The 26,423-nt window shown below is 45.2% G+C and carries 21 protein-coding genes; 9 read left to right on the top strand and 12 right to left on the bottom strand.

Features of this window, described 5'->3' with window-relative positions:
* Positions 1–22: 22 nt before the first annotated feature.
* Positions 23–583: an elongation factor P gene (gene efp, locus AAA952_RS09870; protein ID WP_105252465.1), complete on the top strand. Its 561-nt coding sequence runs from the start codon at positions 23–25 to the stop codon at positions 581–583.
* Between the two features lie 146 nt (positions 584–729).
* On the opposite strand, the gene AAA952_RS09865 is transcribed toward efp, so the two are convergent.
* Together AAA952_RS09865 and AAA952_RS09860 are read right to left on the bottom strand one after the other, a co-directional pair.
* Entirely contained in the window at positions 730–2,064 is a 1,335-nt protein-coding gene (locus tag AAA952_RS09865) for a glutamine synthetase family protein (RefSeq protein WP_338256557.1), read from the bottom strand.
* A gap of 296 nt (positions 2,065–2,360) precedes the next feature.
* A complete protein-coding gene (locus tag AAA952_RS09860; protein ID WP_113939692.1) occupies positions 2,361–3,743 on the bottom strand; it encodes a Na+/H+ antiporter NhaC family protein in 1,383 nt (460 codons plus the stop codon).
* Between the two features lie 754 nt (positions 3,744–4,497).
* On the opposite strand from AAA952_RS09860, the gene AAA952_RS09855 reads away from it, so the two are divergent.
* The 3 genes from AAA952_RS09855 to AAA952_RS09845 all read left to right on the top strand — a co-directional run bounded on the left by AAA952_RS09855 (position 4,498) and on the right by AAA952_RS09845 (position 7,887).
* A complete protein-coding gene (locus AAA952_RS09855) occupies positions 4,498–5,712 on the top strand; it encodes a pyridoxal phosphate-dependent aminotransferase (protein ID WP_338256553.1) in 1,215 nt (404 codons plus the stop codon).
* A gap of 212 nt (positions 5,713–5,924) precedes the next feature.
* On the top strand, positions 5,925–6,512 hold the full coding sequence (gene yfbR / locus AAA952_RS09850; protein WP_168825242.1) for a 5'-deoxynucleotidase: 588 nt from the start codon (positions 5,925–5,927) through the stop codon (positions 6,510–6,512).
* Between the two features lie 25 nt (positions 6,513–6,537).
* A complete protein-coding gene (locus AAA952_RS09845; protein WP_338256551.1) occupies positions 6,538–7,887 on the top strand; it encodes an anti-phage deoxyguanosine triphosphatase in 1,350 nt (449 codons plus the stop codon).
* Between the two features lie 186 nt (positions 7,888–8,073).
* Here the strand turns inward: AAA952_RS09845 and AAA952_RS09840 are convergent, their stop codons facing one another.
* The 4 genes from AAA952_RS09840 to zwf are packed head-to-tail and all read right to left on the bottom strand — an operon-like array spanning position 8,074 to position 12,767.
* Complete coding sequence (locus tag AAA952_RS09840) at positions 8,074–8,715, bottom strand: bifunctional 4-hydroxy-2-oxoglutarate aldolase/2-dehydro-3-deoxy-phosphogluconate aldolase (protein ID WP_028759995.1); 642 nt, start codon at positions 8,713–8,715, stop codon at positions 8,074–8,076.
* A gap of 20 nt (positions 8,716–8,735) precedes the next feature.
* Entirely contained in the window at positions 8,736–10,562 is a 1,827-nt protein-coding gene (gene edd / locus AAA952_RS09835) for a phosphogluconate dehydratase (RefSeq protein ID WP_028759996.1), read from the bottom strand.
* A gap of 24 nt (positions 10,563–10,586) precedes the next feature.
* Entirely contained in the window at positions 10,587–11,285 is a 699-nt protein-coding gene (gene pgl, locus AAA952_RS09830; RefSeq protein ID WP_338256546.1) for a 6-phosphogluconolactonase, read from the bottom strand.
* A 9-nt stretch (positions 11,286–11,294) separates the two neighbouring features.
* Positions 11,295–12,767: a glucose-6-phosphate dehydrogenase gene (gene zwf / locus AAA952_RS09825; protein WP_338256543.1), complete on the bottom strand. Its 1,473-nt coding sequence runs from the start codon at positions 12,765–12,767 to the stop codon at positions 11,295–11,297.
* Positions 12,768–13,079: 312 nt separating this feature from the next.
* Here zwf and AAA952_RS09820 point away from each other — a divergent pair, with 312 nt between their 5' ends.
* Together AAA952_RS09820 and pyk are read left to right on the top strand one after the other, a co-directional pair.
* Complete coding sequence (locus AAA952_RS09820) at positions 13,080–13,934, top strand: MurR/RpiR family transcriptional regulator (protein ID WP_006081563.1); 855 nt, start codon at positions 13,080–13,082, stop codon at positions 13,932–13,934.
* Positions 13,935–14,121: 187 nt separating this feature from the next.
* Positions 14,122–15,561, top strand: coding sequence for a pyruvate kinase (gene pyk / locus AAA952_RS09815; RefSeq protein WP_105252459.1), 1,440 nt, complete (start codon positions 14,122–14,124; stop codon positions 15,559–15,561).
* A gap of 246 nt (positions 15,562–15,807) precedes the next feature.
* Here pyk and AAA952_RS09810 read toward each other — a convergent pair whose 3' ends face one another.
* Complete coding sequence (locus AAA952_RS09810; RefSeq protein ID WP_338256538.1) at positions 15,808–18,087, bottom strand: acyl-CoA dehydrogenase; 2,280 nt, start codon at positions 18,085–18,087, stop codon at positions 15,808–15,810.
* Positions 18,088–18,103: 16 nt separating this feature from the next.
* Entirely contained in the window at positions 18,104–18,742 is a 639-nt protein-coding gene (locus tag AAA952_RS09805) for a TetR/AcrR family transcriptional regulator (protein ID WP_028760001.1), read from the bottom strand.
* Positions 18,743–18,962: 220 nt separating this feature from the next.
* Between AAA952_RS09805 and AAA952_RS09800 the strand changes: the two genes are divergently transcribed.
* Complete coding sequence (locus tag AAA952_RS09800) at positions 18,963–20,828, top strand: M2 family metallopeptidase (protein WP_338256535.1); 1,866 nt, start codon at positions 18,963–18,965, stop codon at positions 20,826–20,828.
* A gap of 84 nt (positions 20,829–20,912) precedes the next feature.
* Here AAA952_RS09800 and smrA read toward each other — a convergent pair whose 3' ends face one another.
* The gene (gene smrA, locus AAA952_RS09795) at positions 20,913–21,503 is read right to left on the bottom strand and encodes a DNA endonuclease SmrA (RefSeq protein WP_338256533.1); all 591 of its coding nucleotides are present in this window, start codon (positions 21,501–21,503) and stop codon (positions 20,913–20,915) included.
* A 118-nt stretch (positions 21,504–21,621) separates the two neighbouring features.
* On the opposite strand from smrA, the gene AAA952_RS09790 reads away from it, so the two are divergent.
* Positions 21,622–22,197, top strand: a complete 576-nt coding sequence (locus tag AAA952_RS09790) for a DUF4440 domain-containing protein (protein ID WP_028760004.1) — start codon at positions 21,622–21,624, stop codon at positions 22,195–22,197.
* A 104-nt stretch (positions 22,198–22,301) separates the two neighbouring features.
* Positions 22,302–22,817, top strand: a complete 516-nt coding sequence (locus AAA952_RS09785) for a YchJ family protein (protein WP_263201034.1) — start codon at positions 22,302–22,304, stop codon at positions 22,815–22,817.
* 153 nt (positions 22,818–22,970) lie between these two features.
* Here the strand turns inward: AAA952_RS09785 and AAA952_RS09780 are convergent, their stop codons facing one another.
* The 3 genes from AAA952_RS09780 to AAA952_RS09770 all read right to left on the bottom strand — a co-directional run bounded on the left by AAA952_RS09780 (position 22,971) and on the right by AAA952_RS09770 (position 26,384).
* Entirely contained in the window at positions 22,971–25,154 is a 2,184-nt protein-coding gene (locus tag AAA952_RS09780) for a putative bifunctional diguanylate cyclase/phosphodiesterase (protein WP_338256526.1), read from the bottom strand.
* A gap of 245 nt (positions 25,155–25,399) precedes the next feature.
* Positions 25,400–25,687, bottom strand: a complete 288-nt coding sequence (locus AAA952_RS09775; RefSeq protein ID WP_219233569.1) for a DUF406 family protein — start codon at positions 25,685–25,687, stop codon at positions 25,400–25,402.
* Positions 25,688–25,895: 208 nt separating this feature from the next.
* Positions 25,896–26,384 carry a VC2046/SO_2500 family protein gene (locus tag AAA952_RS09770; RefSeq protein ID WP_338256522.1) on the bottom strand — a complete coding sequence of 163 codons (489 nt, stop codon included), beginning with the start codon at positions 26,382–26,384 and terminating at the stop codon, positions 25,896–25,898.
* Positions 26,385–26,423 lie beyond the last annotated feature (39 nt).

The raw sequence follows: 26,423 nt of genomic DNA, 5'->3' as shown, positions 1-26,423 counted from the left end.
TCTAAATATAGGAAATAGTGTAATGAAAACTGCTCATGAAATCCGTCCTGGTAACGTGATCATGTTAGATGGCAGCCCATGGGTTGTGCAGAAAACTGAAACAACTCGTTCTGGCCGTAACGCTGCTATCGTTAAGTTAAAGTTGAAAAACTTACTGCTTAACTCTGGTACTGAAACGACTTTCAAAGGTGAAGATAAGTTAGAAGACATCATCCTAGATCGTCTTGACTGCACATATTCTTACTTTGCAGATCCTATGTTTGTATTCATGGATGCAGAATACAACCAATACGACGTAGAAGCTGAAAACCTAGGTGATGCAGCGGCTTATATCGTTGATGGTATGGAAGAAACTTGCCAAGTGACTTTCTATGATGGCAAAGCTATCTCTGTTGAAATGCCAACTACTATTGTACGTGAAGTGATCTACACTGAGCCTTCAGCTCGTGGCGATACTTCAGGTAAAGTGATGAAGCCTGCGACTATCACTGGCGGTGGCACAGTAAGTGTTGCAGACTTCGTGAAAGTAGGCGACAAAATTGAAATCGACACTCGTACTGGTGAATTCAAGAAGCGCGTTTAATCGCCCTTCTCGTTTCCAGACGAAGAAAAGCCAGTGCTTGCACTGGCTTTTTTGTCGCTATTTTTTAGTCACTCATTTTTAAGACTCTTGAGTCATTGAAGGGGTTAAAACTTTTATAAGTAATAATTCCCTTATTCATAAAAGCGTTAGCATTGCGGCCCTAAGAAACGTCGCTCCCAAGCCCCTATCTCACTCAAATAACTTTGGAATTCAATTTCCTTCACCGATACAAAGCCAGTGACAAAATCGTCCCCGAGTAAGCGTCGTGCCGAATCACTTTGGCGCATTTGCGTTAACGCAGCTAAAAATGTCTGCGCGAGGTCATGGCTGCTCTCATAAGCGCTCCCAGTTTCTGGTGCACTTGGCGATAATTTTTCTTCTATTCCGGCAAGGCCCGCTGCCAAAGATGCGGCAATCATCAGGTACGGATTAGCATCGGCACCCGCAATGCGATTCTCTACCCGTCTCGCCACTGGAGCACTTAATGGCACACGTAGGCCAGTGGTGCGATTATCAACGCCCCAACTTAAATTAATCGGCGCTTGACTGCCGGAAATGTAACGTCTAAATGAATTGATATTGGGTGCAAATAACAACATTAAATCAGGTAGATACTTTTGTAATCCGCCGATGTAGTGGTGAAAACGGTCAGTGTCACTACCATCAGCATGGCTGAAAATATTATGACCTTTATCATCGACGACACTTTGATGTAAATGCATAGAACTGCCGGGTTGACCCGCTATGGGTTTCGCCATAAAAATTGCATTCAAGCCATGTTTAATGGCGATTTCTTTCGCCACGTATTTAAACATAAAGGCTTGATCCGCTAAGGCCAGCGGATCGCCATGCACTAAGTTAATTTCATATTGCGATAGCCCCATTTCATGGATCCAAGTATCACCTTTAATCCCAATCGCATCGATAGCGGCATTAAACTCATCCCAAAATGGTGCGAGTTCATTGAGCATATTCATGCTAAACGCGGATTGACCATTTTCAGCTCGGCCACTTTTTGAAATGGGCGCCTGATACGGAACACTCGGATCGGTATTCGCCTCCGTAAGATAAAACTCAATTTCAGGGGCCACCACGGGTGTTAACCCAAGGGCTTGGTAACGGGCCAACACATTTTTTAACATAGAGCGCGGCGCAAATGGACATAAATTGCCATCCAGTAATACGCAGTCATGGATGGCAAATGCGCGCGGCACTGTGCTCCATGGGATCATCTTGAGGGTGCTGTAATCGGGGACGAGTAAAAGATCAGGATCAGCATCAGGGAAAACTGGATCGTAGGAATACTCACCGGTAATCGCTTGCATCGAAATCGCTTGGGCAATACGTAATTCAGCACCCTGAGCAAAACTTCGGGCTGGCATAAGCTTTCCCCTTGGATAGCCTGAAATATCAGGGAATAAACACTCGACATCACGTATTGTGCTGTGCTCGAAAAACGCAGTAAGAAGAGTTGAGTCCATTTGATTCGTTTGCCACTAATGTTGAAAATAATGCCCTGAAGGATGCAAAGTATAATCAGGCTTTGATTTGAAAAGCTACATGGCGACGATGAAATATGTAAAATATAAATGACAATTTCGTAAAATATAATTTGACATCAGTTGAAAATCTTCATTTAGCAGTGTAATCGTGTTTATCCTAGTTCATACCTCATCACTCTTTACTCACCTTTTACTCACTCTAGCCGCCTAACCCCATTACGGCAGAGATAAAAAAACCAGCCGTAGCTGGTTTCTTATATTAATCGTGACAGAAGTTATGCAATCACAATAAAGCCGATAAATGCTATTACTGCTGCGATAAGTGCATAAGGTAACTGAGTCACAGCATGGCTCACTAAGTTACAACCTGAGCCTTGGGCGGCCAATACGGTTGAATCTGAGTAGAAGCACGCTTGGCTACCAAATGATGATGCGGACAATAAGGCCCCAATGACTAATGGGATGTCCGCCCCAACCGCTTGCGCTAATGGCATTACAATAGGAATCGTCACGGCAAATATACCCCAGCTCGAACCTGTGGCAAATGCGAGTATAGCCATAGATAAGAACACTACCGCAGGCAGTAATTTAGGTGTCATAAATGGGCTTAATGATTCAATGACATACTGCGGCAGTAATAACTGATCGCACACATCCTTAAACACAAACGCCGCAATCACAGTGCTAATGGCCGGTAGCATGCTTTTAAAGCCATCGATCATTTGGTCCATCATCTCTGAAAATGGCATCAAGCGCTGTACTGCATAATAAGGAATCGTGATAACTAAGGTCGCCAGCAAACCTTTCCACACGTCGATATCAAAGTACACGGTAAAGGCAACTAACAAACCAATAGGCACTAAAAAGTTATGCAGTTTGCCCTGATTATCGGCGTGCTTAAATTCCTCTTCTATGGCTTTAACCGCATATTCATCCGAAGTTTGAACTTGGTCGAAATCCACTTGCGCTTCCGCGGGTTCACCTTGGGCAGCGCGCAGCTGCGCAGTCTTCATTGGACCAATGGCGGGCACAATACCTAATGCGACAAGTAGCACCATAGCCACAGCTAACCAAGCATAAAGCATGTAAGGAATGGCTTGCATATAAACTGCAATGCCTTGACCTTCGGCTGCCACACCGTTATCCACCAGTAATCCACCAAAAAATACCGCCCAAGTCGATAATGGCACTAACACACACACGGGCGCGGCGGTGGAGTCCACGACATAGGCAAGCATTTCACGGGACACTTTAAATTTATCCGTTACACGCTTCATGGTTTCACCCACAGTCAACGCATTGAGATAGTCATCGATAAAAATCACGATCCCAAGGATAAAAGTCATTAATAGGGAAGATTTAGGTCCTTTCGCCAATTTAAGTGCATTGCGGCCAAACGCTAATGCGCCGCCAGTTCGTACTAAAAGTGCGATGAGCGCACCAAAACCACCACACACCAGAATCAACCAACCTATGGTTTCATCGGCCATAACCTTCAATGACACACTAGCAAAATTGTTTAAGACTTGACTGGGATCGAGTAACAGGAAACCGGTTACCGCACCTATGATCAAAGATAAAATAGGACGGCGTAACCAAATAGCTAACACCAATACCACCAAAGGTGGAATGAGACTTAACGCTGTCGGTTCAGACATGCACTTAGGTCCTCTAAATAAATCGCCTAAAAGGCAAATGGTTTTAGAATAACGCCTGAAATCAACACGATTCAGAACGTCAACACAGCTGCTTCATGATGACTAACCCTGAAGATAAAACCCGCGAATTGCTTGCTATCTAAGGTGCCTTGCCAAAAACATCGCGCAGAAAATAAAGCGCATCGAATATTGAGTCAACTATAAATTTAACTTGATAGAAAATAAATTTAATTCCCGCGAGACAATTTTACATAACCATATAATTTAGAAGACTTTTAACGCCATCGCAACTTAAACATTTATGATCTTCTTAGCTTAATAAGCATTCAATAAATATGCCTAATTATCACAAGATAAAATGCCGCTTGCATAAGTTTACCTTATCAAAAATCTGTGATTAAAAATCAACCATTAAGTATCAGCTAAAATACATTTTCTTCTGTCACGATTAATATGGCTAATATAGAGAAATCAAATATGAGTCAGCTAATGAAAACGCATTTTCATCTTTCGAAATGAAAAAACATAAACAAGATTCCCCTACCAACCCAATAGATAAACAATCTTAAAATCATGCCAATGTCAGAACATAAAACTTGTGCAGATTTCTTTAATCGACTGTTAAAGCATATTTAACTGAGGGATATTTATAAAAAAAGCGCAATTCTGTGCTTATCCCCCCTTTCATCTGCAATGAAATTTCGTTATGGTGCGCTAACTTAAGCCAAAACTTTATGCATGTTCCGAGGTGTAAATGCGCCCTATCATCAAATCCAACAAGCTGGATACCGTTTGCTATGACATCCGCGGCCCAGTGCACAAGGAAGCCAGACGTTTAGAAGACGAGGGGCATCGAATCCTCAAACTCAACATTGGTAATCCGGCCCCCTTCGGTTTCGAAGCGCCTGAAGAAATTGTGCGCGATGTGATCCTCAATTTACCCAGTGCCCAAGGCTACTGTGAGTCAAAAGGATTATTCTCTGCCCGTAAGGCCATAGTGCAGCATTATCAAGCCCAAGGGATTTTTGGTGTCGATATCGAAGATATCTATATAGGCAACGGCGTTTCAGAACTCATTATGATGGCAATGCAAGGCTTGCTAAATACCGATGATGAGATCTTAATCCCCTCTCCAGACTATCCCCTGTGGACGGCTGCGGCGAATCTCGCGGGCGGCAAGGCTGTGCATTATCGCTGTGATGAAGAAGCGGACTGGTTCCTCGATCTCAACGACATTAAAAGTAAAATTTCATCACGTACCCGCGGCATAGTGCTGATTAACCCGAACAATCCAACCGGAGCGGTATACAGCAGAGAATTACTGCTGCAAGTGGTTGAACTGTGTCGTCAACATGATCTGATCCTTTTTGCCGATGAAATTTACGATAAAATTTTATACGACGAAGCCAAGCATATTCCTGCTGCGGGTCTATCAGATGATATTTTAACTGTTACTTTTAACGGTTTATCAAAGGCTTATCGTGCAGCAGGATTTCGTGTTGGTTGGATGATGTTATCTGGCAATCTTAAGGCAGCTAAAAGTTACATCGAAGGCTTAGAAATGCTGTCCTCGATGCGCCTCTGTGCAAACGTGCCCAATCAACATGCGATTCAAACCGCGCTCGGCGGTTATCAGAGTATTAACGAGCTTATTTTGCCTAATGGCCGCCTCACAGTTCAAAGGGATGCCTGTTATGAATTACTTAACCAAATTCCAGGTGTGAGCGTTAAAAAACCCAAGGGCGCACTCTATGCCTTCCCTAAACTGGATATGAAGAAATTCAACCTAAGGGATGATGAGCGTTTAGTGCTGGATTTACTCAGAGAAAAGAAAATCCTGTTAGTCCATGGCAGCGCCTTTAACTGGCCTGAGCCTGACCATTTGCGAGTGGTTTTCTTGCCCTATAAAGAAGATCTGAAAAAAGCATTTACCGAGTTTGGCGCCTTCCTCGAAAACTATCGGCAGTAAGTTTATCCTCAGTTAACAGTTTGAGTCATAAAGCGATCCTAGTGGTCGCTTTATTTTTAGCTATTTCTTTAAATCCTCCACGCTCATGCTCACGTGTCATCCAAGGCTGTGATAATCTAAGACTTCACTAGCGTCAATACTGCCTATTCACTCGTATCATGTCTTCCATTGCAGCTTGTCGCCTACCGATTTCACTCTTTAGCAGGAAAACTATGAGTCACTTATTTGCGCATTTAGCTCGCATGAAACTTATCCAACGCTGGCCTTTGATGTACAACGTTCGCACTGAAAATGTTCAAGAACACTCGCTGCAAGTTGCCATGGTGGCCCATGCACTGGTGATCATCAGTAATAAGAAATTCGGCACGACGCTCGATCCCCATCAAGCCACGAGTCTGGCGATTTTTCACGATGCCAGTGAAATTCTCACGGGTGACTTACCGACGCCGGTGAAATACTTCAATAAAGAAATTGAAGCCGAGTATAAAAAGATTGAGGCGATTGCCGAGCAGCGCATGTTAGATATGGTACCTGAGGAATTTAAAGAGGATTATCGCAGTCTGTTCATCAGCGATTACGCCGATCCCGTTTACAAGACCATAGTGAAATCGGCTGACACTCTGTGTGCCTATCTTAAATGCCTTGAGGAAAACCGCGCTGGCAATAGTGAATTTAATACCGCCCGTAAGCGTCTCGAAGACATGCTGTCGACGAATCCTGATCCCTCAGTACAGTATTTTATGAGCTGCTTTGTACCCAGTTTCACTTTGAATTTAGACGAAATTAACAAGATGCTTTGATTTTCCACTCTCGCTAGGAATGCATATGACTTCAAGTGTTTGGCAAGAACGCCGTCATGGTGAAGATAAACAACGGCGTAACGATCACCGCAGCCCTTACCAAAGAGACAGGGCGCGTATTCTCCACTCGGCCGCCTTTCGCCGCCTACAGGCTAAGACACAAGTGCTCGGCGTTGGCATGAATGACTTCTATCGCACCCGATTAACCCACTCACTCGAAGTCTCGCAAATTGGCACCGGCATAGCCGCGCAGCTCAGACGTAAATATCCACAACATAAACAACTGCTTTGCTCTATGAGCTTATTAGAGTCCTTATGTTTAGCCCACGATATTGGTCATCCTCCATTCGGCCATGGCGGCGAAGTCGCATTGAATTACATGATGCGCGACCACGGCGGTTTTGAAGGCAATGGCCAAACCTTTCGTATTTTATCGAAACTTGAGCCCTACACTTTAGATTTTGGGATGAACTTGTGTCGGCGTACCATGCTCGGGATTTTGAAATACCCTGCGCCGCACTCGAAGCTGTTTGTCGCGGGCGAGCATAGTGAAATCACCAACCACAGACAGTTAAAACCGTCACAATGGCCGCCGGTTAAGGGCATTTTCGACGATGATAACGACATCTTCGCTTGGGTGCTTGAGCCTTTATCTGAGGCAGATAGCCGTCGTTTTACATCAACTCAGCAAGGTTCACACCCCGCCCTGCACCACTATCCGCATTTGCGAACCCAGTTTAAATCCTTCGATTGCTCGATCATGGAACTGGCTGATGACATCGCCTATGCGGTGCACGATCTCGAAGATGCGATTGTGATGGGCATAGTCACAGCGTCCCAGTGGCATCAAGATGTGGCGCCGACACTGACGAACAGCAGTGATGCGTGGATAAAACAAGAGCTGGCAGATATTGGCAACAAGCTGTTTTCCCATGAGCATCACCTGCGTAAAGATGCCATAGGCACACTCGTTAATGGCTTTGTCACCGCTATTGTTATCTCAGAAGATGACGTGTTCGAAGAGCCATTATTGCGCTTTAATGCAACATTAGAGCCCGAATTTGCCATTGCGCTCAATGTGCTCAAGCAACTGGTTTATAAATACGTGATCCGTAAACCTGAGATCCAAATGCTCGAATATAAAGGCCAGCAAATTGTGATGGGATTATTTGAAGCCTTCGCTTCCGATCCAGAGCGTTTACTACCACTGAACACCCAAGAGCGCTGGCGCGAAAGTGAGCAACAAGGCTTAAACAGTCACAGAGTGTTGGCGGACTATATTTCAGGAATGACTGATGAGTTTGCAGGCAGACTATATCAGCAGTTGTTTAGCCCAAAAGCCGGCTCAAATGTAGAACTGAGCAAGGAAATGTAGGCAAGCAGGCATTGCGCGGCCCGACTTGCTATAAAGCCAGACTGTTTGTAAATGCTCGTGTTACTGTAAAAACCAGACTTTCTACAGAGTCAGCTATCGCAGCCGTTCTCTATCAAAATGCGAAAGATAAAAGACAAAAAACCACCTCGCGGTGGTTTTTTATTTTGTCACTATTTCAAGCTCGATTTATAAAGCGCCGATGGCATCTTTACAAAGTTGAGTAATACGATCCCAATCGCCGTGTTCCATTGCATCCGTTGGCGCAATCCAACTACCACCAATACAATCGACGTTTTTCAGCGCTAAATAATCTTTATAGCTACTAGGCGTAATGCCACCTGTTGGGCAGAAGCGAATATCCGCTAGCGGACCCGAGAAGGCTTTCAGCGCATCAACACCACCCGAAGCTTCGGCTGGGAAGAATTTAAAGTGGGTGTAACCGAGCGCCATCCCCGTCATCACTTCTGAAATGCTCGCAACCCCTGGAATTAAAGGGATTGGACCATGCATACCCGCTTTAAGTAGTTCAACCGTTGCACCTGGGGTAATAATAAACTGCGCGCCAGCGGCAATCGCAAGATCAAGCTGAGCTTCGTTTAGGATAGTCCCTGCGCCCACTAAGGCCTCAGGCACTTCTTTGGCGATTTTAGTGATAGCTTCGAGTGCACAAGGCGTACGCAAAGTCACTTCTAACACGCTAATGCCACCGGCAACCAGTGCTCGCGCTAATGGCACCGCATGTTCAATCTTGTTAATCACCATAACAGGAACAATAGGGCTGCGTTTAAAAATATCTTGTGGCTGTAGTGACCAGTTATTCTCAAGCATTGCGTTATTCTTCCTTTGTATTAATAAAGTTCATCGATGGCATTAGTACAACGCGCACCAGTTTCTGGACTACTTAGATTTGAACGTAGCGCACTAAATAACTCGCGGCCCATGCCATAACGTGAGCGATGTAAATCCACTATTCCCGCGGCTCTGGTGGCAAGTTCAGCTTCAGATACAAGCAGGCTCAGTTCGCCTGTTAACGCATCGACACGGATCAAGTCGCCATCTTGGACTTTGGCAATTAAACCACCATCTAAGGCTTCTGGCGTCAAGTGAATGGCCGCAGGGACTTTACCCGACGCACCAGACATGCGACCGTCGGTCAGCAGCGCGACTTTAAAGCCTTTGTCCTGAAGCGTTCCCAATAATGGGGTTAACTTGTGCAGTTCTGGCATACCGTTAGCTTTCGGGCCTTGACCTTTAACCACGACAACACAATCTCTATCCAAAGCACCGGCTTGGAACAAGGCATCGAGTTTGTTTTGATCGTCAATCACCACCGCGGGCGCTTCAACGACACGATGTTGTTCTTGTACTGCTGACACTTTGATCACAGCGCGGCCTAAGTTACCTTTGAGTAATTTTAAGCCACCGTTGCCTTGGAAAGGTGATGCGACTGACGTTAACACTTCAGTATCTAAGCTAGTCGTTGGACCATCGACCCAGCGCAGTTCACCGTCGAGCAACCTTGGCTCTTGGGTATAACGGCGTAAACCAAAGCCCGCAACGGTATTTACATCTTCATGCAATAGACCCGCATCGAGCAATTCTTTGATTAAGTACGCCATGCCACCGGCTGCATGGAAATGATTAATATCGGCGTGACCGTTTGGATACACGCGCGCCACTAATGGCACGGCATCGGATAATTCAGAAAAATCATCCCAGTTCACGATAATACCGGCAGCACGAGCCGCGGCGACGATGTGCATGGTCAAGTTCGTAGAACCGCCAGTAGCCAAGAGCGCCACAATGCCGTTAACCACAGACTTTTCGCTGACCACTTCACCGATTGGGGTATATTGGGTGCCCATTTCGGTTAAACGACACACTTGCTTAGCCGCCATCTTGTTTAAGGCTTCACGCAGTGGATCATCTGGATTCACAAATGACGAGCCTGGTAACTGCAGACCCATCACTTCAAGCATCAACTGATTCGAGTTTGCAGTGCCGTAGAAAGTACAGGTTCCTGCACTGTGGTAAGACTGGGCTTCAGCTTCTAACAGTTGCGCGCGATCCACTTTACCTTGGGCAAATTGCTGACGAATACGGGCTTTTTCTTTGTTCGGGATACCTGATTTCATCGGCCCTGCGGGCACGAATAACATAGGTAAGTGACCAAAGCTTAAGGCGCCGATAAGCAAACCTGGAACGATTTTATCGCAAATGCCGAGCAGTAAAGCACCATCGAACATGTTGTGAGACAAGCCCACAGCCGTTGCCATAGCAATCACTTCACGACTCAGTAAGCTCAATTCCATACCGGGTTGACCTTGAGTCACACCATCACACATGGCCGGAACACCGCCCGCCACTTGTGCAACACTGCCGACTTCCTGACAGGCTTTTTTCAGCAATTCAGGATAGCTTTCATAGGGTTGGTGCGCAGATAACATATCGTTAAATGCCGTCACTATGCCGATATTCGCCTTATTCAATTGACGCAATGCATTTTTGTCGTCTGGATTACAGGCGGCAAAACCATGGGCTAAGTTGCCACAGCTCAATGAGCTACGGTGTACACCATGGTTACGGGCATCATTCAATGCGGCGAGATAACCTTCACGTGACGCTTTGCTACGGGCAATAATTCTGTCGGTAACAGCTTGAACTACTGAGTGTATTTCTACTGAGTGCATAGTGACTCCTTAAGCGCTCCAGAACACATCAACGGGCGTTTTACGCTGCGCTAATACGGCTCTGATAGGCATAGCATGGACATCATCACTTTCTAACGCTTGACGATATACGGATAATTTCTGTTCCCCGACCAAGTGCAGATAAATTTGTCTGCTGTTCAGAATCGCACTCTTAGAGAGCGTAATTCTGCCATGGGGCGCTGTGGTGGGGTTCGTCGCCACACACAGGGCTTGGGTTGTGAGCGCATTTTCAAGCTCAGCACTGCAGGGAAACCAAGAACAAGTATGACCATCGTTACCCATGCCTAATACCACCACATCAAAAGGACGTGGGAAGTTAGACAAGGACTCGGCGGCCATATCGGTGCCCGCTTCTGCGGTCGAAAACATGTTTTTTAAACCGCGGAATTTGGCATTTGCCGCACGGTTTTGTAATAAATGTTCACGCACGAGGCGCTCATTAGAAGCATCAGCGTCGGCTTCAACCCAGCGCTCATCGGCAAGCGTGATATAAACATCACTCCAATCGATGGATTTCATGCTCAATAGTTGAAATAACTTAAGCGGCGTCGAACCACCGGAAACCACTAAGCTCGATTTTCCGCGGGCATCGACGGCTTCCTGCAACTGGCTCGCAATTCTATTCGCAAGCTGTTGTTCTAACGCACTTGGCGTATCGAAAGATTTGAATACGGTTTCTTTAATCATCAAAGTCTCCTACTCGTCCCACGAACGGCCATCTTTGGTGATCAAAGCAACTGACGCAACTGGACCCCAAGTACCCGCAGGATAAGGTTTTGGTTTTTCGTTGCTTTGTTCCCATGATTGGATAATGCCATCCACCCAAGTCCATGCCTGCTCGACTTCGTCACGGCGCACGAACAGCGCTTGATTACCGAGCATAGCTTCAAGTAACAGACGCTCGTAGGCATCGGCGATACGTTCATTTTTAAAGGTATCGGAGAAGCTCAAATCGAGTTTAGTGGTTTGTAGACGTTGTTTTTGCTCCAAACCTGGCACTTTGTTCATCATCTGGATTTCAACCCCTTCATGGGGCTGCAAACGGATTGTCAGCTTGTTCGGTGGCAGATTACGGTAGCTTGAGCGATACAAGTTATGCGGTGGGTTTTTGAAATACACCACAATTTCAGAGCTCTTAAACGGCATACGTTTACCGCTACGTAAATAGAAAGGCACGCCCGCCCAACGCCAGTTGTCGATATCCACACGAATAGCCACGAAGGTTTCTGTGTGTGATTGAAGGTTGGCGCCTTCTTCTTCTAAATAACCCGGTACTGGGCTGCCCTTTAAGAAGCCCGCACTGTACTGACCGCGTACGGTATTTTCATACACATTGTCAGAATTAATCGGACGCAGTGATTTGAGCACTTTGACTTTTTCATCACGGATGCTGTCAGCGTCTAAGTTAACGGGTGGATCCATAGCAACGAGCGTTAACACTTGCAGCAAATGGTTCTGGATCATGTCACGCATTTGACCCGCTTTGTCGAAGTAACCCCAACGGCCTTCGATGCCCACTTCTTCTGCGACTGTGATCTGGACGTGGTCAATCGTACGGTTGTCCCACTTAGAGGCAAATAAAGAGTTAGCAAAACGCAGTGCAATCAAGTTCTGTACGGTTTCTTTACCTAAGTAATGGTCGATACGGTAAACCTGACGTTCTTTGAAGTAAGCGGAAACTTGGTCATTGATAACGCGAGAAGAGTCTAAATCTGAGCCGATGGGCTTTTCGAGCACCACGCGTGAATCTGGGTGGATAAGATCTTGTTCATGCAAACAACGGCAAATGTCGCCGAATATTGCAGGTGGCGTAGCAAAGTAACTGACCATAACGCGCTCTTCTGGTTTGAGCAGATCATGGAAGGCACTGTAGCCCGCTGAATCGGTAAAGTTAGTGCCTATATAGTGGCAGCGGGACAGGAAACGTTGGAGAGTCTCTTCGCACAAAGGCTCTTTAACGAAGGTGTTTAATGCAAGCGTGACTAATTCGATAAACTCATCTTGAGTAAACTCGTCTTTCGCGACACCGATCACTTTCGTATCTTTATCGAGAAGTTTAGCTTTATCTAGCTGGTATAAAGAAGGTAACAACTTGCGTCGTGCCAAATCGCCTTTAGTACCAAAGAGTACGAAGTCACAAGCTTTGGCGCCTGATGTTGTTTTGCCCATTGCGTTACGATCTCCTTTGTATGTCGTGTCCCTTCATGTCGATGAAGAAATCCACACTTTTGTTGTAATATAACAACAGAATTTGTTAAATGCATCTATTTTTATAAATATTAACATTCTAGCTAACTAGGCACTTACAGCATTAATCTGATATGCTTTTTGTGCTTAAATTACTGAAGGTAGTAAAGTCTTATTTCAAAATTGTACTGAAAAGTTACTACATAGAGTCTCTTTGTGGGCCGCCAGCCTTGATCTGTCCCCACAAAACAAAAATAAATAAAATTACATTCTCAATTTAGCGGACATACGCGTATGAATACCCTAGAAAAGGTTCAAAAAAGCCTCACCCATTTTAGTAAATCAGAACGCAAAGTTGCAGAGGTGATCTTAGCATCACCACAGACAGCTATACATTCTAGCATCGCCACACTGGCTAAGATGGCAGATGTCAGTGAACCTACTGTGAATCGTTTCTGCCGCCGCTTAGATACTAAAGGTTTCCCTGATTTTAAGTTACATCTAGCACAAAGTCTTGCGAACGGTACACCTTATGTGAGCCGCCACGTTGAAGAAGATGATTCGACTGAGTCTTACACGACAAAAATATTCGAATCTTCAATGGCTTCGCTCGATACCGCACGTCAAAGCCTAGACATTTCAGCCATTAATAAAGCCGTTGACATTCTCACTCAAGCTAAGACTATTTCCTTTTTTGGCCTAGGCGCATCCGCTTCAGTTGCCCATGACGCGCAAAATAAATTCTTCCGCTTTAATGTCCCTGTCATCTGTTTTGACGATGTTCTAATGCAACGCATGAGCTGTATTAACAGTAATGAGGGCGATGTGGTGGTATTGATTTCCCACACTGGCCGCACTAAGTCATTGATTGAAATAGCGCGTTTAGCGAGAGAAAATGGTGCAGCTGTGATTGGTATTACCGCCCGCAACTCGCCTTTGTCAATGGAATGTACACTGCCCGTGACAATGGAAGTGCCAGAAGATACTGACATGTATTTACCTATGGCCTCGCGTTTAGCCCAATTAGTCACTATAGATGTATTGGCAACGGGTTTTACCTTACGTAGAGGCCCACGTTTCCGCGATAATTTGAAACGAGTGAAAGAAGTGTTAAAAGAGTCTCGCATCAATAAAGATCCGATACTGTAACTCACTTCCTTTTCTAAAAATGGCTAGTGTTGATCCTTAACCTAGCCATTTATCGTGCAAATATCAGCGATACCTCACAATTTTCATACATAACTTTAGATCAATTTGATTGTAACTTTACTACAAAATTTGGAATTGCATGGTAATATAGTCCCAAGATTTTTTTTAACTTTAACGGAGTATCCTTATGTTCCGCAGAACCAAAATCGTCACCACTCTAGGTCCCGCTACCGATCGTGATGATAACCTACGCCGCATCATCGCGGCAGGTGCAAACGTTGTACGTCTTAATTTCTCCCACGGTTCCCCCGAAGATCATCTAAAACGAGCAACTCAAGCGCGCGAAATCGCTAAAGAGTTAGGCGTTCATGTGGCCATTCTTGGTGACTTACAAGGCCCTAAAATCCGCGTTTCTACTTTCAAAGACAATAAGAAAGTACAACTCGTATTAGGTCAAGCCTATGTACTTGATGCCGAGTTAGCCAAAGGTGAAGGCGACGAGACCCAAGTGGGTATCGATTACAAGCAATTGCCAGACGATGTGACTGTTGGTGATATCCTGATGTTAGATGATGGCCGTGTTCAATTACGCGTTGAGCGTGTTGAAGGCCGTAAAGTGCATACCACAGTGACTGTGGCAGGCCCTTTATCTAACAACAAAGGTATTAACAAACAAGGCGGCGGACTTTCTGCTGCTGCGCTGACCGAAAAAGACAAGGCTGACATTCTCACTGCAGCAATGATCCAAGTGGATTATTTAGCCGTGTCTTTCCCGCGCAGTGGTGCAGACTTGGACTATGCACGCGATCTTGCCCGTCAAGCAGGTTGTAATGCGTTGATCGTTGCTAAAGTTGAACGTGCTGAAGCGGTTGCGACCGATGCCGCGATGGATGATGTTATCTTAGCGTCTGACGTTGTTATGGTTGCCCGTGGTGACTTAGGTGTTGAAATTGGTGATGCTGCACTCGTTGCAGTGCAGAAGAAGTTAATCGCCCGTTCACGCCAACTGAATAAAGTCGTCATCACTGCCACCCAGATGATGGAATCGATGATTTCAAGCCCAATGCCAACCCGCGCCGAAGTGATGGACGTGGCGAACGCTGTGCTTGATGGTACCGATGCTGTGATGTTATCTGCTGAAACTGCTGCCGGTGACTTCCCAGAAGAAACCGTTAAGGCAATGGCAAACGTGTGTGTTGGCGCTGAATCTCACCCAAGTGTGATTGTGTCTAAGCATAGATTAGATGTGCGTTTCACTTCAGTTGAAGAAACCATTGCACTATCAACTATGTATGCAGCAAACCACCTAGAAGGCGTTAAGGCGATTATCGCTCTGACTGAATCGGGTGCAACACCACAGTTGATGTCTCGTATCAGTTCTTCACTGCCAATCCTGGGTTTATCACGTCACGCAACAACCTTAGCCAAAATGGCCTTGTACCGCGGCGTGTTGCCAATTTACTTCGATTCAACTATCCACCCAGCCGATGAGCTAGCGCAAAAAGCGTTAGAAGCATTAACTGCGGCTGGTTATTTGAATAGCGGTGATATGGTATTAATGACCAAAGGCGATGCAATGGAAACCATCGGCGGCACTAACACCTGTAAAGTGTTGATCGTAGCTTAAGTTGCTTAAGCTTCTTCTAACAACTCAAGCGCGTTAGAAAAAAGCCAATAAAAAACCACCTCATGAAGGTGGTTTTTTTATATTGACTGTTTTCTGTAAGTGCAGATTTCTGTTGGTGCTGATTTATCGGTCTATCATTGCTGGGGGAAATCTAAGCGGCCCAAGTGTAGTAGTAGCCATCGAACTTAACACCGCTTAGACCAAACTGCACTAACATTAAACGCTAACATCAAACACTAGCAATCACTATAACGCTTCGAAATCATTCACATTAATTGCCGCTAAGCGCAGCTTATCAGCATGCTGTAACTTTTGTTCTTCGTCGGCAGTGATAACGCCAGTCTCGAGTGCTTTTGCAAACAAGACTTGATTAGGCACTTTTGCTGGCAACTCACCGGCACGCTGCGCTTTCTTCAGTTTTTTATAGATTTCTTTACAGGCATATTGCGCGATAAATGCTTGCTCAACTTCAGCAATACCGCCCTTATCCCCTTCAAATTCAGGACATAAGAAAGTAATACGTTCACGAGCTGGGCCAGGCTTCAACATGCCGCTAACTAAATCGGTCGCCATTTTGTCGCTCGGTGCAGTGAAGTGATTACCCAGCGGGAAGATTAAGCCACGCAGTAACCATGCCACAGGACGGCTTGGGAAGTTACGAATCGTGTCTTCCAACGCTTTAGCTGCCAAGTGCAAACGATTGGCCATTACATAACGTACCGCAGGCAAATCATCCTGTTGACGGCCATTATCTTCAAACAACTTCAAGGTTGCTGAGCCTAAATACAACTGGCTGAGCACATCACCCATACGTGCAGACAGCATTTCTTTACGTTTTAAATCGCCGCCCATGATCAGCATTGATAAATCTGTCATTAAGGCTAATGCAGACGAAATACGCGACATATCTTTATAGTACTGCTTAGTTTCACCGCTCACTGGCGCACTGCCAAAACGGCTACCGCTTAACGCGCTAAACAACGCACTGAAAGCATTACGCGTGGCATAACCCATGTGGCCCATTAATAGCGCATCAAAACGCTCTAAGGCTTCATGTTGGTTTTCCATCGCAGCGGCTTCCATTTCGGCAAGTACGTAAGGATGGCAGCGAGTCGCACCTTGACCAAAAATCATCAATGAGCGGGTTAGAATATTCGCGCCTTCTACAGTGATCGAAATTGGATTCGACATATAAGGGTGGCCTAAATAGTTTTTAGGTCCTAATTGAATGCCCTTACCCGATTGAATATCCATGGCATCGTTCATCACAGAACGGCCTAATTCAGTCATGTGGTACTTAGCTATCGCGGTCACGACCGAAGGTTTGACTTTAAGATCAATACCCGTGGTTGTTAAACGACGCGCAGCTTCTAACTGATAAGTGTTGGCAATAATACGCGCCAGCGCTTCTTGCACCCCTTCAAACTGGCCAATTGCCATACCAAACTGGTGACGCACATAGCTGTAAGCCGTTGTCGTCTTCGTCGCCATGTGACCAGAAGCCGTTGCCAATGCTGGCAATGAAATACCGCGGCCCGCTGACAAACACTCAACCAGCATACGCCAGCCTTTACCGGCAAACTCAGGGCCACCGATAATCCAATCCAGCGGAATAAACACTTCTTTACCTTGAGTAGTACCGTTCATAAACGCCATACCCAGCGGATTATGACGACGACCAATAACCACACCAGGATGATCCGTTGGGATCAACGCACAGGTAATGCCTAAGTTTTTCTTATCGCCAAGCAGACCTTCAGGATCGCGCATTTGGAACGCTAAACCCAGAACTGTTGCTACAGGAGCCAGCGTGATATAACGCTTATCCCATGTAAGTTTAAGCCCAAGCATTTCTTCGCCGTTGAAAATATCACGACACACAATACCTACATCGGGGATAGCGCCGGCATCACTGCCCGCTTCTGGACCAGTTAATGCAAAACAAGGAATTTCATCGCCTTTAGCTAAAGCAGGTAACCAACGTTCTTTCTGCTCGCTCGTACCATAGTGGGTTAGCAACTCACCAGGGCCTAAAGAGTTCGGCACCATCACAGTCACAGCGGCACTGACGCTACGGCTGGCTAATTTGCTGACAATGGTCGAGTTTGCATAGGCAGAGAAAGCTTTACCACCAAATTTCTTCGGAATGATCAGTGCGAAGAAACCTTCTTTCTTAAAGTATTCCCACAGCTCTGGCGGTAAATCCTTGCGGTTATGCACTATGTCGAAATCATCGATCATCGTCAGTGCTGTCATTACTTGATTATCAATAAAGTCTTTTTCTTCTGCAGTTAGCGTGGGTTTGCCATAGCTATGCAAGGTATTCCAGTTAGGATTTCCGCGAAATAACTCCCCTTCCCACCAGACATCACCCGCTTCCATCGCTTCACGCTCGGTATCGGAAAGTGGCGGCAAGACCTTCTTGAAAAAACTAAAAACTGGGCGGGTAATAAACTGCATCCGGATATTTTTCACCGCAAACAACACGATAATGGCTATCAGGGCAAGAATTATAATCGTCAACATTATCAAGACCTTTTAATTAAGAAGAAACGGGGACTGATACACCAGCCGCCATGTAGGGGATCACTTTACGGATCACGGCTTCGATGTCGTTATGCTCACCAAACTCAGCAGCAGCAATGTCATTTAGGGCATCAGCGGACGCCATAGTGAACACGATAGTGCCTAAGGTAAAGTGTAAGCGCCAAAACATTTCTGCGGGTGGAATATGTGGTGCACTGGCCGAAACGGCTTTAACAAAAGCATCGAGATGCTGGCCGTAATGGGTAGTAATAAACCAACGTAAATGCCCTTGGCTTTCGATATAGCCACGGCCTAAAAGCTGCAGGAAGATCGTGGTGCCTTCGGTACGTAGCGCGTTTAAATCCAATAAAGGATCGACCAAAGAAGACAGGATCTCTTCGAGTGTAGCTTGTGCTGGAGCGGCATTTAAACGGTGAATTTGGCTTGAAGCAGCAGGCATAAATACGTCTAAATAGCGGGCTAACACTGCACGGATCAGCTCTTTTTTAGAACCAAAGTGATAATTGACCGATGCTAAATTCACCTCAGCTTTGCTGGTAATGAGTCGCAAGGAAGTCTCAGAAAAGCCCCGTTCGGCGAACAGTTTTTCTGCGGCATCAAGTATTCTAGTTTTTGTATCGGATCGACTTGCCATTCCGTGACCTTGAATTAATTTAAAACACTCGTTTAAATTAAACATTGGCACCACGGATGTCAAACTAAAATTGGACAAATTCACCGCTTTCTAGTCTGTGATACAAGTGGTATGTCATACATGTCCGAATAAGTGTTAAAAACAAGTCAATTAACCCTTGTGCAATAACCCTGTGGTTTAGGTAAACTGTGTAACACAAAAACAACAAGGACAACTAGACATGGTTATTTCATTGAATCGTCGCAGTAAAATCGCCCTCACAGTGGCACTCTCGCTGGGATTAACGGCCTGTAATGATCCACAAAGTAAAACAGACAAGACAGCTACTGCAGAAGCAGCTGTCATCAATACCGCCCCAGATAAAGCACAAGCCATTGCTTTTATTAATGATGCTGAAGCCAAGATGGCCGAATTATCGATTGAATCTAATCGCGCCGAGTGGATTTACAGCAACTTTATTACTGATGATACCGCGGCCCTTTCTGCCGCAGTCGGCGAAAAGGTCAGTGCAGCGTCGGTAAAATTTGCAACCGAGGCGGCTAAGTATGCCAATGTGCAACTCGATCCCGTAAATGCCCGCAAGCTCAATATCCTGCGCAGTGCGTTAGTGTTACCCGCGCCGCTCGATCCTGCGAAGAATACCGAGCTGGCGCAAATTAGTTCAGAATTAAATGGCTTATACGGCAAAGGAAAATACTGTTTTGCCGACGGCAAGTGTATGACTCAGCCTGAGCTATCGAGCTTAATGGCCGAATCACGAGATCCCGTAAAATTACTGGAAGCGTGGAAAGGCTGGCGTGAAATCGCTAAACCCATGCGCCCCTTGTTTCAACGCGAAGTTGAACTGGCCAATGAAGGCGCAAAGGATCTCGGTTATGCCAACCTGTCTGAACTATGGCGCAGTCAATACGATATGAAGCCCGATGACTTTTCACAGGAACTCGACCGTCTTTGGGGCCAAGTTAAGCCACTTTATGAATCCTTGCACTGCTACGTACGGGGAGAATTGAATAAAGAGTACGGGAATACCGTCGCACCGACCACTGGCCCCATCCCTGCACACTTACTTGGCAACATGTGGGCCCAGCAATGGGGCAATGTGTATGATCTCGTCGCCCCTGACAATGCTGATCCGGGTTACGATGTCACTGAGTTACTGGCAAAGAAAGGCTATGACGAGCATAAAATGGTGAAACAAGCCGAAGGCTTCTTCACATCATTAGGGTTCGCACCATTGCCAGAAAGTTTTTGGGCACGTTCTCTATTCGTTCAACCAAAGGACCGTGATGTGGTTTGTCACGCTTCGGCGTGGGATCTCGATAATCTCGACGATATCCGCATTAAAATGTGTATCCAAAAAACTGCCGAAGATTTTAGCGTTATCCACCACGAACTTGGGCATAACTTCTATCAACGCGCTTATAAGCAACAACCCTTCCTATTTAAAAACAGCGCCAACGATGGTTTCCATGAAGCCATTGGTGACACGATTGCACTGTCGATTACGCCAAGCTATTTAAAGCAAATCGGCTTATTAGAAGAAGTACCTGATGCATCTAAGGATATCGGCCTCTTACTAAAACAAGCCTTAGACAAAATTGCTTTCTTGCCCTTTGGCCTGATGATAGATCAGTGGCGCTGGAAAGTGTTTAGCGGCGAAATCACGCCCGCCCAATATAACCAAGCTTGGTGGGATCTGAGGGAAAAATACCAAGGCGTCAAAGCACCGACTGAACGTAGTGAAGCAGATTTTGATCCGGGTGCTAAATACCATGTACCAGGCAATGTACCCTACACCCGTTACTTCCTAGCGCATATTTTGCAATTCCAATTCCATCAATCGCTGTGTGAAACTGCAGGCGATAAAGGTCCGGTACACAGATGCAGTATTTATGGTAATCAAGCAGCGGGAGAGAAACTCAATAAGATGCTCGAGTTAGGCTTAAGTAAACCTTGGCCAGAAGCATTGAAAGAAGTCACCGGCAAAGAAGCCATGGATGCAAAAGCGGTGCTCGATTACTTCACCCCACTTAAAACATGGTTAGATGAGCAAAATACCACCGCAAACCGCCAGTGTGGTTGGTAAGGGTTCATTAAATCATCACCCAATAACATAAAACAAAATGCCCAATAAAATTGGGCATTTTTATTCAATCCTTATCTGTTTAATCTAACGCCATCCCATACCTTTACGATTGGCTTCACGGTTTTCAAGCTTGAGCTGTTCTGACTTAGTTAACATCACATAAAGTGCCCCAGCACCGCCCTGCTCGGTTTTCGCCGAATGATAGGCAAGCACCATGTCGAGTTGTGATAACCAATAGCACACAGCGGATTTGAGCAATCCTGCAAAGGGTTGACTCTGATAGCCTTTACCGTGGATCAACATGACACAGCGTTCACCATGTGCCTGCGCTGCCAGTAAATAGTTAAGGACGGCATCACGAGCTTGGTTTAACCGATAAGCATGCACATCAAGCTCCATCTTGATGCTGTATTGCCCCATTCGGAGTCGTTTAAAAACGCCGCCTTGTACCCCCTCACGCTTAAAGCTCACAATGTCATCAGGCGCTTGCAGTGGAAACACTTTTAAATCCAGAGGCATACACGCTAGGAAGGCTTCCCGTTGTAAAGTATCGCGTCTGTGTATTTGCTCAGCAGTCAACGCTTTCGGTGCTAAATTTACCACTGGCATAACGCCTTTTAGTGGCACGACTCCAGCCATTTCCTCAAAAAACAGTGCTGATTCATCATCCAGCATGGCAAGCTCCTTTACTTCACACTCTTGTACAGAAACACACTTTGTAAACATTCAAGGCTTTAGTTCAGCGGGCGCCTCCATTATAGTGACGCCATGATTGCCAGATTAGAATAAAGTAATGAAATTTTTGCCGCTAGTCCTGATGTGCTTATTGTCACTGCCAAGCTTAGCCAATCCAGCTAAAACTCATACAAAATCCACTGATGATCAATTGATCAACGCTAATTATCCTTTGTTTATTAGCGCTTTTAATCAATTGTCCCCTGAGGTGACTCGTGAGATTTACGCTGATGACGCTAGCTACTTATCTGAGAGTCAAAGTAAAGAAATTTACTATGGACGAGACAATATTGTCGCCATTTACAAGAAGTTTTTCGATAAAATCCGCGCCAAAAAAGCCACTATTGACGTGGATTTCCGCATTACTAAACGCAAAATTATCGGTAATGGTGCCATAGATACAGGCTATTATTTGGTTCGATTTTACCCAGCACAAGAAACTGGCGAACCTGTGAGTGAATTTGCGGGCAAATTTGCTATTGGTACAGAAAAAGTCTCATCCACCCAATGGAAAGTGAGCTTAGATACCAATAACCGCGCAGAACCTAGCTATTATCTGAATGCGAAACCAGTGCCTAACTTGTATTATGGTCGCCAATTTCCGCCTTTACCTGCGGGTAAAAAATTACCCTAATGTTAATGCCTATTACGTTTAAATGGACTATCTCACATCTAACGCATTTAGATAGAAATCGAATAAATTTAAACAAATACAATTAAATTAAAGATTTAGCTAACATGACTACAACTAAGCAAACCTGTCCCTGTGGCAGTGGGCTAAGCTATCAAGATTGCTGTGGTCCACTGCATACGCATGTAGACACTGGGCAAGTGATTGCCCGTACACCTGAACAGCTTATGCGCTCACGCTACTGCGCATTTGTATTGAAAAATTTTGATTACATTTTAAAAACACATCATCCAGACTATCTAAATGGCCTTACTCTCACGAGCCTCAATGCTGATCCTCATCCACATTGGTTAGGATTAGATGTACAGAGCAGTACTGAAACACCAAGCCACAATGCTCAAGCGGCGATAGTTGAACAACGACATGGCACTGTTACTTTTAAAGCTTGGTATAAGCTCGATGGTGAAATTGATGCTATCTATGAGCGATCCGAATTTATCTACCAAGCAAGTCGCTGGTATTACAGCCAAGGCCAGCAAATGACGGCTAAATTACCCGGTAGAAATGACCTCTGTATTTGCCATAGTGGCAAAAAATTCAAACAATGCTGCTTAAAATCTTAATAGGTATACAGTGCTGAGCTGCACTGGAGAATTACGGTGAAGGTTTATAGTGCTGATTGAACAAGCACAGAGATGAATAATAAAGGCAACCTAGATTACAAACCTAGGTTGCCTTTATTTTATCGTGAGCAGCACATTTGAAATAATTGTGACTTAGTGGGTTATGACCGAAGCGCTTTTAGCCGACAAGATGAATTGTGCAAACTCAGGCTCCCGTAATGCAGGACTATAGAGATAACCCTGTGCCTGATGACAAAAACTTTTCGCTAAAAATGCTTCTTGCTCAAGGGTTTCAACCCCTTCTGCCGTCAAAGATATATTTAATGCATTCGCCATGGCGATAATGGCTGACACAATTTCGCGACTTTCGCGGCTGACGGTAAGATCTGAAATAAACGAACGATCAATCTTAAGTTTACTGATCGGAAACTGCTTCAAATAACGCATAGAGCAATAACCCGTCCCAAAATCGTCAATCGCGAGCCCTACGCCTAATTCCGCTAATTCTTGGCATAACAAGGTCGCGTGGCGAATATCACCCATCAATTCAGTCTCTGTGATCTCTAAGATTAACGTCTTAGGTTTCAAGCGATAACGTGTCAACAACTGCCACACTTGCTCGAATAAATTACCACTGAAGAACTGGCGGGCCGACACATTCACATGCATTGTCATATCGGCATTATGATGCTGCCATAGGTTTAACTGTCGACATGCGGCCTCTAAAACCCAACTGCCGATAGAATTAATCATCCCCGACTGCTCTGCAATATCAATAAAGGAAGCTGGAAATAACACGCCTCTTTTAGGGTGGTGCCAACGGATTAAGGCTTCGGCGCCAATATAGGTATTCTGCTCAAGATCCCTCAGTGGCTGATAATAAAGCTCAAATTGACGGCCACGGATCGCACTGTGTAAATCACGTTCTATCTGCGCATCCTCTTTAAATGCGCTCAATAACTTACTGTTAAATACTTGGATTGCAGTGCCTTTTTTCTTTTTGGCATACTGCACTGCAATATCGGCACAGGTTAATGGGGCAAACAAACTCGCCACAGAGGCAATATCAACCACAGCTAAAGCAGGCTTTGGTTCGACTTGCTCACGGCCGATTAAAATAGGCATAGCAAGATGTTGATACAGGCGAGTACTAAAATAATCGAGATCGTAAACGGCATTATCATCGGTTAATAGCACTGCAAATTCATCGCTGCCGACGCGGGCAATTTCGGTGGCCTTATTAATCTCAGAAAAATGTTTCAAACGGCGGGCAATTTCTATCAACAAGCTATCGCCATTTTCATGGCCATAAGTATCGTTAAAACGCTTAAATCCCACTAAATCAACTAATAACAACAGTCCCTTCGTGGTACGTTCAAGGACTCGATTAAAATGAGTACGGTTATGTAGTCCCGTTAATCCACAACGCCAAGCAAGCCGTTCAAGCTCTGACTTATAGTTATGCTCATCGGTATTTTCTTCACACGAGACCAAGGCATAATGATTACCGCGATCGGTAATGAATTGACTCAGCACGTAAGTCAGCCAATAACGACTGCCATCGGCACGACTAAACTGCACTTCGCCTTTGGCAATTTCCCCCCTAAAGATTTGCGCTAGGGTTTGCTCGGCTAATTGGGCATGCTGCTTGAAAAAAGCCAACTCACGAATATTCGCGCCGATAATCTGCTCACGGGGTATGCCGGTGATTTCACTGTGCGCCTGATTCACATACTCGACTTTTTCAGTATGCAGATTAATTAACATACTGATTTGTCGCGATTGTTCAGTGGCACAGCGAAATAAACTCAAGCTTTCTTCTTTATCGTAGCTGTGCTTTGTCGCTAAGGTCAGGGCTAATTGGTCGGCCATCTGGCACGCGAGGTGAATTTCACTGTCATGCCAGTGGGGAGTCAATTGTGCCCGCTCAATGCAGAGCACACCTTCGAGATGACCATTGATGCGAATGGCGATGTCAAGACTCGAGTTGATTTGCCGCGGGATAAAATAGCACTCAGCCAATTCACTTAAACGTGGATCGGTCAGGGCATTGCCTGCATCGATATGGCGCAGAGTTTTGAGCTCGTGTACATACCGGGGACAATCTTGTAATAACTTAGGTCTATGAATGTCTTGCAACATCATAGAACCAAATTGTGCGACGAGTGATTGGGTTTGTTGATCAGATGAAAAAGTCCACACTGATACCAAAGAAACCGCTAAATTCTGGCACAACAACTCTGTGGTTAACTCTGCCGTCTTTGTGAAATCGCCCTGCTGTTTTGCAGTTGACTGTACCAAAGACTCCAATAAATGCTGATGCTGACGTCGCTTCACGCTGGTTCCCTACAAAACTTCGTGTTGGGCTAAAGGTCTTTGCTGTTAGCAAACTTACCTTGAAATTTAGAATTAAGCTGATTGAATTATTCTTATTTGGAGGCAGATTACACTAACTGTTGCAAGCACAGCAACATGTGGCACAATTTATTACAATTTGGCTAACAATAGCAGCATTTTTAGGCAATTAGCGCGATTTCTGTGACATCTATGACCGACTAAAAACTAAAGTGCTGCTCTAAAAATTACAGGCCGTTTTCCAATTGAAAAATCATTTTTTCCGCGCTGACATTGAAGGTCAGCAGTAAGTCGACGCCTTCAGCTTTAGTCACAAATTCAGTTTGCACTTCAGCAAATCGAGTTTGAGCGCGTGTTGCCATGCTTTCGGCATCCGCTTGAGCGCTATCGCCAACAAAATTTAACGTCAATAACGTATCGTGTTCATCAATAACGGCGCCGATATCGACAAAGCTGCCGCAATCGGTGCAAGTGTCATTCACTGTCGGGCTCTGTGCTTCTATTATGCCTTTCATCTGTATTCCTTAATGTATAGAGCGACTGATTAACGGCATCACTAAAATATGCTCGTTAAATTTTTAACGCGGTAAATTTTAACTCGATAGGTTAATACGAATTATAGGTAATTAAGCTTCAAGATAACTGGCTTTAGCTCACGCTTATTTATCGAAATGGATCAGATTGACCTGATGGGTATTGAAGATCACTTGCGGGAAGACGGCCTTAGGCTGAGGCGAGCAAAGGCACAAGATTACGTTGGATTGCCAATTGATCAGCAAAGTGCATGATCTCGACTTTGGGTGCGGTTAATTGGCCCCTTTGCCTCAGCTGAGTCACATGGTCACAGTTACTTAACGCTTCTGCTATTGCGACTGACTCGCCGCCACGGATGACTAAGGCTTCCGGTCGCAATGCTTGTTGTAATTGAAACGCACGTGGACCTTGAGCCATAAAAATACTGCTGTTATCAACCACAGGCTCAGCAGACGATAAATCCGCCATTAAACTTTGCTGCGGTGGCAATTCAAATTGGCGTTGTAATTTTTGCGCCATATCGAGTTCATTTTGCCATTGGAATTGTGCCATGTCCCGTGCGTCAACCGACAGTAACGACAGCAACAGGGCGAATTCGCCCCGTCTGTCGTTTTCTATCGCCGCGTTTAAGCGGGTGCCAATTTGGGCTTCGTTGACTAAAGGAACATCAATTTGCATAAAAAAACATCGTCAAAACAATTCGTTGTTAGTTAATCG

This window comes from Shewanella sp. M-Br (assembly GCF_036245925.1).
GTDB classification, from domain to species: domain Bacteria; phylum Pseudomonadota; class Gammaproteobacteria; order Enterobacterales; family Shewanellaceae; genus Shewanella; species Shewanella oncorhynchi.
This window is presented reverse-complemented; position numbering and strand designations above follow the sequence as displayed.

Bases quoted from the DNA above. Each gene is read 5' to 3' on its own strand.
- efp (WP_105252465.1), top strand. From the start codon at position 23: ATGAAAACTGCTCATGAAATCCGTCCTGGTAACGTGATCATGTTAGAT.
- AAA952_RS09865 (WP_338256557.1), bottom strand. From the start codon at position 2,064: ATGGACTCAACTCTTCTTACTGCGTTTTTCGAGCACAGCACAATACGT.
- AAA952_RS09860 (WP_113939692.1), bottom strand. From the start codon at position 3,743: ATGTCTGAACCGACAGCGTTAAGTCTCATTCCACCTTTGGTGGTATTG.
- AAA952_RS09855 (WP_338256553.1), top strand. From the start codon at position 4,498: ATGCGCCCTATCATCAAATCCAACAAGCTGGATACCGTTTGCTATGAC.
- yfbR (WP_168825242.1), top strand. From the start codon at position 5,925: ATGAGTCACTTATTTGCGCATTTAGCTCGCATGAAACTTATCCAACGC.
- AAA952_RS09845 (WP_338256551.1), top strand. From the start codon at position 6,538: ATGACTTCAAGTGTTTGGCAAGAACGCCGTCATGGTGAAGATAAACAA.
- AAA952_RS09840 (WP_028759995.1), bottom strand. From the start codon at position 8,715: ATGCTTGAGAATAACTGGTCACTACAGCCACAAGATATTTTTAAACGC.
- pgl (WP_338256546.1), bottom strand. From the start codon at position 11,285: ATGATTAAAGAAACCGTATTCAAATCTTTCGATACGCCAAGTGCGTTA.
- zwf (WP_338256543.1), bottom strand. From the start codon at position 12,767: ATGGGCAAAACAACATCAGGCGCCAAAGCTTGTGACTTCGTACTCTTT.
- AAA952_RS09820 (WP_006081563.1), top strand. From the start codon at position 13,080: ATGAATACCCTAGAAAAGGTTCAAAAAAGCCTCACCCATTTTAGTAAA.
- pyk (WP_105252459.1), top strand. From the start codon at position 14,122: ATGTTCCGCAGAACCAAAATCGTCACCACTCTAGGTCCCGCTACCGAT.
- AAA952_RS09810 (WP_338256538.1), bottom strand. From the start codon at position 18,087: ATGTTGACGATTATAATTCTTGCCCTGATAGCCATTATCGTGTTGTTT.
- AAA952_RS09805 (WP_028760001.1), bottom strand. From the start codon at position 18,742: ATGGCAAGTCGATCCGATACAAAAACTAGAATACTTGATGCCGCAGAA.
- AAA952_RS09800 (WP_338256535.1), top strand. From the start codon at position 18,963: ATGGTTATTTCATTGAATCGTCGCAGTAAAATCGCCCTCACAGTGGCA.
- smrA (WP_338256533.1), bottom strand. From the start codon at position 21,503: ATGCTGGATGATGAATCAGCACTGTTTTTTGAGGAAATGGCTGGAGTC.
- AAA952_RS09790 (WP_028760004.1), top strand. From the start codon at position 21,622: ATGAAATTTTTGCCGCTAGTCCTGATGTGCTTATTGTCACTGCCAAGC.
- AAA952_RS09785 (WP_263201034.1), top strand. From the start codon at position 22,302: ATGACTACAACTAAGCAAACCTGTCCCTGTGGCAGTGGGCTAAGCTAT.
- AAA952_RS09775 (WP_219233569.1), bottom strand. From the start codon at position 25,687: ATGAAAGGCATAATAGAAGCACAGAGCCCGACAGTGAATGACACTTGC.
- AAA952_RS09770 (WP_338256522.1), bottom strand. From the start codon at position 26,384: ATGCAAATTGATGTTCCTTTAGTCAACGAAGCCCAAATTGGCACCCGC.